The sequence below is a fragment of the Bradyrhizobium sp. UFLA05-108 genome (genome assembly GCF_059803455.1).
Genome location: NZ_JBANAZ010000171.1, coordinates 1 through 2276 on the forward strand (window position 1 = coordinate 1; position 2276 = coordinate 2276).

The 2276-nt window shown below is 57.2% G+C and carries 4 protein-coding genes and 1 tRNA gene; all 5 read right to left on the reverse strand.

The window, feature by feature from the left end; translation table 11 throughout:
* Positions 1–36: 36 nt before the first annotated feature.
* Positions 37–723 carry a protein kinase domain-containing protein gene (locus tag SO140_RS45690; RefSeq protein ID WP_449378135.1) on the reverse strand — a complete coding sequence of 229 codons (687 nt, stop codon included), beginning with the start codon at positions 721–723 and terminating at the stop codon, positions 37–39.
* On the reverse strand, positions 698–1381 hold the full coding sequence (locus tag SO140_RS45695) for a PP2C family serine/threonine-protein phosphatase (RefSeq protein ID WP_449378136.1): 684 nt from the start codon (positions 1379–1381) through the stop codon (positions 698–700). The genes SO140_RS45690 and SO140_RS45695 overlap by 26 nt, the downstream gene beginning before the upstream one ends.
* Complete coding sequence (locus SO140_RS45700; protein ID WP_449378260.1) at positions 1285–1749, reverse strand: DUF6538 domain-containing protein; 465 nt, start codon at positions 1747–1749, stop codon at positions 1285–1287. The genes SO140_RS45695 and SO140_RS45700 overlap by 97 nt, the downstream gene beginning before the upstream one ends.
* A gap of 21 nt (positions 1750–1770) precedes the next feature.
* A tRNA-Phe gene (locus SO140_RS45705) sits at positions 1771–1846 on the reverse strand.
* Positions 1847–2032: 186 nt separating this feature from the next.
* A complete protein-coding gene (yacG, locus tag SO140_RS45710) occupies positions 2033–2215 on the reverse strand; it encodes a DNA gyrase inhibitor YacG (RefSeq protein WP_449378137.1) in 183 nt (60 codons plus the stop codon).
* Positions 2216–2276 lie beyond the last annotated feature (61 nt).

The following is a 2276-nucleotide window of genomic DNA, read 5'->3' on the forward strand; positions in this document are numbered from 1 at the left end:
TCGATCTCGCGTTGAATCTCCTTCAATATGCGATTCTCACCCAGCTTGGTCCGTGGATTTCTGACTCAGTAAGACTAGAAACAGCAAGCTAAAGATAGCTACGCCCAATCCAAAGGCGTCATGGTTGGGCGTTCGATTTATATTCTCGAGCGATCTCCCCTGTAGCTCGGGAGGTGTGTAGTCGGGCACGCCAACCGCGCAGTAGAACGCCTTCCCGTTAGCCGAGAACTGAAATGAATCGCAGTCAATGAGGGTCGCGGTGGCGTCAGCGCCGACCAAGATACCCGAGTGATTTAGATCGCCGATAACGCAGCCTGTCGAATGCACAGCGGCAACCGCACGCGCGATATTTTGTGCGGTTCGAAGGAGCAGTCTATAGTCCGCGTTTGGGAATTCATTTCGCCTACTAGCAGGCGAATACAGCTGGTGAACGGGCTTTTGTTTGCCGATGCGATGCATCGTGAAGCCGGCAAACGTACCGGCGCCCTCGTATAGCGGAGATAACGGAAACGCCGCATTGGATACTTTGGTCTGAATTCCACTCGCGACCATGGCCGCAATCTTTTGCTGCCGCTCCCGCGCCTTATCAGGATGATATATCTTGGCTACAAGATGCGGTTCGCCGACAATCTCGAAAACAGCACCTTCACCGCCGCGTCCCAGCAGCTTACCAAGCGGGACCGGCTTCCTCTGCTGATCAAATATGCTCTTGAGACGCGACATTTGGGGTTCGGCGAGCAAGTAACAGTGTTTTGTCGTCATCAGTCCTGTCGCACACCGACGGACTATTCAGATAATTGCCGAGATGTCGTGACAAGTTACGGTTCTTCCCACTCCGGCCGGGTTTGAAGCCGGAGAACATCTGATTGAAGAAGGGAGGAAACGCGCTGTGCGTCGAGAAATTTAGGACGAGATGCTCAATGCCGTCCGTGAAGACAGCGAGCTCAGACACAGAGCCATCAATCTCATTCAGCTGAAACGACGGCTCGGGATCGTCGGTTACAAAATAGGTCGTGGATGCATACTCGCCATGAGACGGCCAGCTGCCGATACTCCACTCGTCAGAGTTAGACGTACGATAGACAGCTGCTCCGTCACCGACATGGAGTACCTTGGCTGTGCCGTTCCCGACAATGCATCCGACTAGCGTCGCAGCGAAGTCGCGCGGAGTGAGCTCGGCGGACCTTGAGGTGATTTCAATCCGCCCGCGCATGTCGTCGAGCCAATCACTCGCAACTTCGCGAGATAAGCCGGCCAAAGTTCCACCGCCTTCCAAGTAGCTCTTTACGCTGCGACAGAACGAACGAACGATAATGCGAGAACCGATTGAGGACCGCTCGGCGGAGCTCCAAAAAGCCAATCGCCAAGTCGCAGGTCCCATTGCGTCTGTTGGCTCGGATTATCGCCAAAGTCGTTGATCCATCGATCATGCTCGGTGACCGCCAACTGGTGCGCCTCACGCTCGGTCAGAGGCTTGGGTCCAGCACGCAAATTGGCCCAGCGAACCTCTAGCTCAGCAAGCGCCTTCGCAAACCGCTGCTTAGCCTCACCGGGATCGCGGGTTTGAAGGCTTACTTTCTCTTCCCGCTTGCCGACGAGCGCACGCAGATCCTCCGGGACTGCTCTCCGGAGCTGATAAATTCCCGTTTTTGGATGCCCACGGACGTGACATGGCCAACGGCATTTGTACCACTCTTCTGTACCACTGAGGAGCGGATAAGCCGTTGATATTGCTGATTGGCCTTGGATATCAGGCCCTTAGTAGGGCCGTGGTGCCCAGGGGCGGAATCGAACCACCGACACTGCGATTTTCAGTCGCATGCTCTACCAACTGAGCTACCTGGGCGTGCTCCAAGAGAGGGGCCAAGGCCCATCGAGCGGGCGGTTTATAGTGGGCTGGAGGCGCCCTGTCCACCCGGCTTCGCCTGAAGGTTTCGCCGGGCGCGGCCCGGCTGTGTACAAGGTGGGGCGGCACCGGGATGGAGCCGGCGGGCGCCTCCCTCGCACCATATAACAATATGATAATACTTGGTTATTCGACGTCGTCGGTTTCGTCGTCGCGGCCGGGGATGACGTAGGAGCCCTTGAGCCAGCGGTTGAGATCGACGTCTCGGCAGCGCGAGGAGCAGAACGGGCGGGTGGCCTGGGACTGCGGCTTGCCGCAAATCGGACAGGTCTTGAGCGGGGGAAGCGGCTTTTTGACTTGGTCGTCCATGAGGTGAGCCTACACGAAGTCGGGGATAAGGGGCGGCGGGGGGCTGGGTTCCTTGAGGCCT

Bases quoted from the DNA above. Each gene is read 5' to 3' on its own strand.
- SO140_RS45695 (WP_449378136.1), bottom strand. From the start codon at position 1,381: ATGGGACCTGCGACTTGGCGATTGGCTTTTTGGAGCTCCGCCGAGCGG.
- SO140_RS45690 (WP_449378135.1), bottom strand. From the start codon at position 723: ATGTCGCGTCTCAAGAGCATATTTGATCAGCAGAGGAAGCCGGTCCCG.
- yacG (WP_449378137.1), bottom strand. From the start codon at position 2,215: ATGGACGACCAAGTCAAAAAGCCGCTTCCCCCGCTCAAGACCTGTCCG.